Genomic DNA, 6,034 nt, shown 5'->3' with positions numbered 1-6,034 from the left:
GCTCGCCATCGGCGCCGTCGCCGTGCGCGACGGCCGCGTGGCGCCTGCCGACAGCTTCGAGATGGGCCTTCGCCCGGAGCGGCTCGCCGATCGCGACAACATCCTGGTCCATCGGATCGGCGAGCAGGCGCAGCGCGCAGGCCGGCCTGCGGCCGAAGCGCTGGCCGCCTTCGCGGCCTATGCGGGCGATGATCCCCTGGTGGCGTTTCATGCCGCCTTCGATCGCGGCTTCCTGCGTCGGGCCTGTCGCGCTGCCGGCGCGCCCATGCCGCCGGGGCGCTGGGTCGATCTGGCCGAACTCGCCCCGGCGCTGCTGAGCGGCCCGCGAAGCGGCGCCCTCGACGACTGGCTGGCGCAGTGCCGCATTCCGGTGACCGAGCGCCATGACGCCGTCAGCGACGCGATGGCCACGGCCATGCTCTTCCAGATGCTGCTGTCGCGGGTACCGCTTGCGATGCGCGAGCCCGCCGCGCTGGCGCGACGCGCCCGGGAGGGTCGCTGGCTCAGCCGGTCTGCTTGAGCAGCCGCTGCTTGTCACGCTGCCACTCGCGTTCCTTCTCGGTGGCGCGCTTGTCGAACTGCTTCTTGCCCTTGGCCAGGCCCACCGCCAGCTTCACCCGGCCGCGGACGTAGTGCAGGTCGAGTGGCACCAGGGTGTGGCCGGCGCGCTCCACCTTGCCGATGAGCTTGTCGATCTCGGCAGCGTTCATCAGCAGCTTGCGGGTGCGCGTGGGGTCGGGCTTCACATGGGTGGAGGCCGAGGTCAACGGCGTGATGTGGGCCCCGATCAGGAACAGCTCAGCCTGGCGGATGATCACGTAGGCTTCCTTGAGCTGGGCGCGACCGGCGCGGATGGCCTTGACCTCCCAGCCCTCGAGCACCAGCCCGGCCTCGTAGCGTTCCTCGATGAAGTAGTCGTGGCGCGCTTTTCTGTTTTCGACGATGCTCATGGCCGCAAGGATACAATCCGCCGCGTTTGTCGCCGCGCTCCTCCTCACAGATGCCTTCGGTCCACAAGACGGTCCTGCTGCCCTACAGCGCCGAGCAGATGTACGCGCTGGTCCATGATGTCGAGAACTACCCGGCTTTCCTGCCCTGGTGCTCGGCGGCCACGGTGCATGAGCGCAGCCTGAATCGCATGGTGGCCAGCCTGGGCATTCACTTCCACGGCATCCGGCAGTCGTTCAGCACCGTGAACGAGCTGCACCCGCCGCATCGCATCGGCATGACGCTTCGCGATGGCCCCTTCTCGTCGCTCGACGGCCTGTGGCGTTTCCAGACCCTTCGCGCCGATGCCTGCAAGGTCGAGTTCCGGCTCGATTACACCTTCAAGAGCGGCCTGCTCGGCCAGACCCTGGTGCCGATCTTCGACCAGATCGCCCGGTCCTTCGTCGATGCCTTCGTGCGCCGCGCCGAACAGGTCTACGCGGCGCCGGCATGAGCGGGCCCGCTGCCGCCCCGGGCGAGCGCCCTCCGATCCGGATCAGCGTCGCCTGGAGCGAGGCCGATTCGGCCTGGCTGCTCGAGCTTGCCGTGCCGACGGGCAGCCGCCTGGGTGATGCGCTCGTCCTGGCCCTGGCGCAGGGGCTTCCGGGCGCGGTGGCAGCCGACCCGGCGGTGAGCGTGGCGGTGCACGGCCGACTGCGCGGTCCGGATCATGTCCTGCTCGCGGGAGACCGGATCGAACTGCTCGGGCCGCTGCGGGTCGACCCCAAGGTAGCCCGCGAGCGGCGCGTCGCGCACAAGCGGGCTCAGCAAGCGGGCGCCAGCCTGGGGGCCGGGCGCAGCCGCCCGCGACTCAGCGATCCCGGCAATCGTCCTGGATCGACTGCACCAGAACCTGACGCCGGCGGCTGATCTCGTCGTCGGTCATGTAGGCCCGTTCGCCATTGGCATCCACCCGCATGATGCGGGCGCCCGAGTCGAGCACCCGAAGATCGGCCTGGCGATCGGCGCAGGCCTGCCGCAGTTCGGCCGCACGGCGTGCCTCCTCGGCCTGTTTTTCCGAGGCCTTGCGGGCGTCCTCGGTGCGCTGGCGTGCGGCCTTGTCCCGATCGGCACTGCTCGGCCGAGCGGCCCCGGCCGGGTTCGCGGTGGCGGGTGCGGTCGGGGGGGCAACCGGCGCGGGGGGCTCCAGTTGCTTGACCACCGTTCTCCCGGGCGGCGGCGGCTGGTCCGAGTACACGGTGCGACCGTTCTCATCCACCCATCGGTACTGGGCGGCAGCAGGCGCGACGAGCAGCGTGGCGAGGCCCAGCAGGCACATCACGCGGGAGAGGGCGAGTCGGGGGCTCATCCGATGATTGTGGTGAGCTCGGGCCGGCAGGCTCATGGCGTCGCGACGAACGGAGCGGGCCCGCCGGCGGGCGGCGGCTGCCGGATCGCGTGCAGGCGCCGACGGTATAATGGCGTTTTGCGACGCGGACAAGCCATGCGACTGACCAAGAAGGCGCTGACATTCGACGACGTCCTGCTCGTTCCCGCGTACTCAGACATCCTCCCTCGCGACACCTCGCTCAAGACCCGCCTGTCACGGCGGATCGCGCTCAATATCCCGCTGCTGTCGGCGGCCATGGATACCGTCACCGAGGCCCCGCTGGCCATTGCCATGGCTCAGGAGGGCGGCATCGGCATCGTCCACAAGAACCTCTCGCCCGAGGCGCAGGCCGCCGAGGTGCTTCGGGTCAAGCGTTACGAGTCGGGCGTGCTCTCTGATCCGATCACCATCACCCCTGACATGCGGGTGCGCGAGGTCATCGCGCTCACCCGGCAGCACCGCATCTCGGGTCTGCCGGTGCTGGCAGGGGGCAAGGTGGTGGGCATCGTTACCAACCGTGACCTGCGCTTCGAAACGCGGCTCGACGAGCCGGTGAGCACCATCATGACCCCGCGCGAGCGGCTGATCACCGTGCCCGAGGGCGCCACGCTCGATGAGGCGCAGGCGCTGATGCACCAGCACCGCCTGGAGCGGGTGCTGGTGGTCAATGGGGCCTTCGAATTGCGCGGGCTGGTCACGGTCAAGGACATCATGAAGGCCACCGAGCACCCCAACGCCGCCAAGGACGCCAGCGGCAAGCTGCGCGTGGGCGCTGCGGTGGGCGTGGGCGGCGACAGTGAAGAGCGGGTCGAGCGCCTTGTGCGTGCGGGCGTCGATGCCATCGTGGTCGACACCGCGCATGGCCATACCCGCGGCGTGATCGACCGGGTTCGCGAGATCAAGCGTCAGTACCCCGCCATCGATGTCATCGGCGGCAACATTGCCACCGCCGAGGCGGCCCGCGCGCTGGTCGAGGCCGGCGCTGATGCGGTCAAGGTCGGGATCGGCCCCGGCTCCATCTGCACCACCCGGATCGTGGCCGGTGTGGGCGTGCCCCAGATCTCGGCCATCTCCGATGTGTCTGGCGCGCTTGCGGGCACGGGGGTGCCGATGATCGCCGACGGCGGCATCCGCTACTCGGGCGATGTCGCCAAGGCCATCGCCGCAGGCGCCGATACCGTCATGATGGGTTCCATGTTCGCCGGCACCGAAGAGGCACCGGGCGAGGTGGTGCTGCTGCACGGTCGCTCGTACAAGGCCTACCGGGGCATGGGCTCGCTGGGCGCCATGCAGGAGGGCGCCGCCGACCGCTACTTCCAGGACTCTTCCGCCAACGCCGACAAGCTTGTGCCCGAGGGCATCGAGGGCCGGGTGCCCTACAAGGGCTCGGTGGTGGCCATCGTGTATCAGCTCTGCGGCGGCCTGCGGGCCAGCATGGGCTACTGCGGCTGCCGCGACATCGAGACCATGCGCACCCGCCCGTCCTTCGTCGAGATCACATCGGCCGGCATGCGCGAGTCGCATGTCCATGATGTGCAGATCACGCAGGAAGCCCCCAACTACCACATCGACTGATCCGGCATGCACGACCGGATCCTCATCGCCGATTTCGGCTCGCAGGTCACGCAGCTCATCGCTCGCCGGGTTCGCGAGTGCGAGGTCTACTGCGAAATCCATCCCTTCGATGAGCTCGAGCCGGTGCTCGCCGCGTGGCGGGCTGACGGCTCGCTCAAGGGCATCATCCTCTCGGGCGGTCCCAGTTCGGTCACCGAGCCCGGCTCGCCGCGGGCCCCGCAGGCGGTGTTCGAGGCTGGTGTGCCGGTGCTCGGCATCTGCTACGGCATGCAGACCATGGCTGCCCAGCTTGGCGGTGAGGTGCAGGCTGGCAGCGTGCGCGAGTTCGGCCACGCCCGGGTGCGCGCCCGCGGCCACACCCGCCTGCTCGAGGGTATCCAGGACCACACCAACGCCGAGGGCCACGGCCTGCTCGATGTCTGGATGAGCCACGGCGACAAGGTGGTGCGCATGCCGGAAGGCTTCCGGCTCATGGCATCCACCGAGAGCTGCCCGATCGCCGGCATGGCCGATGAGGCTCGGCACTGGTACGGCATGCAGTGGCACAGCGAGGTCACCCACACCCGGCAGGGCAGGGCGATCCTGCGCCGCTTCGTGCGCGAGATCTGCGCGGCGCGCGGCGACTGGACCATGCCCGGCTTCATCGACGAGGCGCTCGGTCGCATCCGCGCCCAGGTGGGCGCCGATCAGGTCATCCTGGGCCTGTCAGGCGGCGTCGATTCCTCGGTGGCGGCGGCGCTCATCCATCGCGCCATCGGCGCGCAGCTCACCTGCGTGTTCGTCGATCACGGGCTGCTGCGCCTGAACGAGGCCGAGCAGGTGATGCGCACCTTCGCCCAGCACCTCGGCGTCAAGGTCGTCCATGTCGATGCCGCCGATGCCTTCATGTCGCGGCTGGCCGGGGTCTCCGATCCCGAGGCCAAGCGCAAGATCATCGGCGCCGAGTTCGTCGAGGTCTTTCAGCGCGAGTCCGATCGCCAGACCGATGCCCGCTGGCTGGCGCAGGGCACCATCTACCCCGATGTGATCGAATCGGCCGGCGCCAAGAAGAAGGCGCACACCATCAAGTCGCACCACAATGTCGGTGGCCTGCCGGCCTCGATGCGCCTGAAGCTGCTGGAGCCGCTGCGCGAGCTCTTCAAGGACGAGGTGCGCGAGCTCGGCGTGGCGCTGGGCCTGCCGCGAGAAATGGTCTACCGCCATCCCTTCCCGGGACCGGGCCTGGGGGTGCGCATCCTGGGCGAGGTGAAGGCCGAGTACGCCAGCCTGCTGCGGCGGGCCGATGCGATCTTCATCGATGAGCTGCGCGCCACCGCGGCCACTGAACGCGATGTGGCCGCGGGTCTCGTCGAGTCCGGGCAGGTCGGCACCAGCTGGTATGACCTCACCTCGCAGGCCTTTGCGGTCTTCCTGCCGGTGCGCTCGGTGGGCGTGATGGGCGACGGTCGCACCTACGAGCACGTGGTGGCGCTGCGGGCGGTGCAGACCCAGGACTTCATGACCGCGCACTGGGCGCATCTGCCGCATGAACTGCTCGGCCGGGTGTCCAACCGGATCATCAATGAAGTCCGGGGCATCAATCGGGTGGTCTACGACATCTCGGGGAAACCGCCGGCGACCATCGAGTGGGAGTAGAGGGGCGCGCCTTTTGCGAGGTTGTCGCAGAAGTGGAAATGCGGGTTGCTCTCCCGGCTGAGCCTTGCCATAGGCCCAGGCGAGCAGCACCCCGGCGGCGCAGCCGGTGACGAAGAAGCCCGCGATCATGCCGGCCAGCACAGGTGCCCGAAACAGCTCTGCGACGGGTGGTCGGCGCTCCGATCGCGTCAGACCGGGGAACTGCGTCGCGATGTGCCGCGAGGCACGGCAGCCAGCCCGACCTGGCCATCGAGCAGGTCCTGATCCTGCTCCGCCTCCGGCCACAAGGCGGGGAAGTAGAAGCGAAGCGCATGACGTGGGATGCCAAACCGCAGGCTCCCGTAAGGGGAGTCCGTGGTGAGGAACCCGCGAGCGAGCAGCGCCGACAGCGTGGCGGTGGCCACGCGCTCGCCCAGGCCGGTCATGGCCTTGAACTGCGCACGTCCGAGTTCGCCTTGCGTGGCGAAGAGGTAGTGCAGGGGAAGCAGCGCCTCCTCCCGAACCCCT

The 6,034-nt window shown here is 69.3% G+C and carries 7 protein-coding genes and 1 pseudogene; 5 read left to right on the top strand and 3 right to left on the bottom strand.

All coding sequences use genetic code 11. The features are described from left to right. Window positions 1-520: 3'-5' exonuclease (locus AC2H6A_RS17175; protein WP_484274937.1), on the top strand; the 520-nt coding region annotated here is incomplete at its 5' end. Here the strand turns inward: AC2H6A_RS17175 and smpB are convergent. Next, window positions 504-950 (bottom strand): SsrA-binding protein SmpB, encoded by a 447-nt coding sequence (gene smpB, locus AC2H6A_RS17170; RefSeq protein WP_484274936.1) that lies wholly within the window; start codon window positions 948-950, stop codon window positions 504-506. The two genes, AC2H6A_RS17175 and smpB, sit on opposite strands and share 17 nt — an antisense overlap. Before the next feature lie 50 nt (window positions 951-1,000). Between smpB and AC2H6A_RS17165 the strand changes: the two genes are divergently transcribed. After that, the gene (locus tag AC2H6A_RS17165) at window positions 1,001-1,441 is read left to right on the top strand and encodes a type II toxin-antitoxin system RatA family toxin (RefSeq protein WP_484274935.1); all 441 of its coding nucleotides are present in this window, start codon (window positions 1,001-1,003) and stop codon (window positions 1,439-1,441) included. After that, complete coding sequence (locus tag AC2H6A_RS17160; protein WP_484274934.1) at window positions 1,438-1,857, top strand: RnfH family protein; 420 nt, start codon at window positions 1,438-1,440, stop codon at window positions 1,855-1,857. Before AC2H6A_RS17165 ends, AC2H6A_RS17160 begins: the two co-directional genes overlap by 4 nt. On the opposite strand, the gene AC2H6A_RS17155 is transcribed toward AC2H6A_RS17160, so the two are convergent. Beyond that, the gene (locus tag AC2H6A_RS17155; protein ID WP_484274933.1) at window positions 1,799-2,332 is read right to left on the bottom strand and encodes a DUF4124 domain-containing protein; all 534 of its coding nucleotides are present in this window, start codon (window positions 2,330-2,332) and stop codon (window positions 1,799-1,801) included. The genes AC2H6A_RS17160 and AC2H6A_RS17155 overlap by 59 nt on opposite strands. A 99-nt stretch (window positions 2,333-2,431) precedes the next feature. On the opposite strand from AC2H6A_RS17155, the gene guaB reads away from it, so the two are divergent. Together guaB and guaA are read left to right on the top strand one after the other, a co-directional pair. Then, on the top strand, window positions 2,432-3,892 hold the full coding sequence (guaB, locus tag AC2H6A_RS17150; protein ID WP_484274932.1) for an IMP dehydrogenase: 1,461 nt from the start codon (window positions 2,432-2,434) through the stop codon (window positions 3,890-3,892). A 6-nt stretch (window positions 3,893-3,898) separates the two neighbouring features. Then, the gene (gene guaA, locus AC2H6A_RS17145) at window positions 3,899-5,527 is read left to right on the top strand and encodes a glutamine-hydrolyzing GMP synthase (protein WP_484274931.1); all 1,629 of its coding nucleotides are present in this window, start codon (window positions 3,899-3,901) and stop codon (window positions 5,525-5,527) included. A gap of 188 nt (window positions 5,528-5,715) precedes the next feature. On the opposite strand, the pseudogene AC2H6A_RS17140 reads toward guaA, so the two are convergent. Continuing rightward, window positions 5,716-6,034 (bottom strand): annotated as a pseudogene (locus tag AC2H6A_RS17140) (hypothetical protein); the annotation flags it as partial.

Source organism: Quisquiliibacterium sp., from assembly GCF_982640115.1.
The sequence above is the reverse complement of the archived record's forward strand: the minus strand, read 5'-3'. Positions and strand labels throughout refer to the sequence as shown.

What these genes read in the sequence shown, in the direction of transcription:
- guaB (WP_484274932.1), top strand. Translation starts at nt 2,432, where the DNA reads ATGCGACTGACCAAGAAGGCGCTGACATTCGACGACGTCCTGCTCGTT.
- smpB (WP_484274936.1), bottom strand. Translation starts at nt 950, where the DNA reads ATGAGCATCGTCGAAAACAGAAAAGCGCGCCACGACTACTTCATCGAG.
- guaA (WP_484274931.1), top strand. Translation starts at nt 3,899, where the DNA reads ATGCACGACCGGATCCTCATCGCCGATTTCGGCTCGCAGGTCACGCAG.
- AC2H6A_RS17155 (WP_484274933.1), bottom strand. Translation starts at nt 2,332, where the DNA reads ATGAGCCTGCCGGCCCGAGCTCACCACAATCATCGGATGAGCCCCCGA.
- AC2H6A_RS17160 (WP_484274934.1), top strand. Translation starts at nt 1,438, where the DNA reads ATGAGCGGGCCCGCTGCCGCCCCGGGCGAGCGCCCTCCGATCCGGATC.
- AC2H6A_RS17165 (WP_484274935.1), top strand. Translation starts at nt 1,001, where the DNA reads ATGCCTTCGGTCCACAAGACGGTCCTGCTGCCCTACAGCGCCGAGCAG.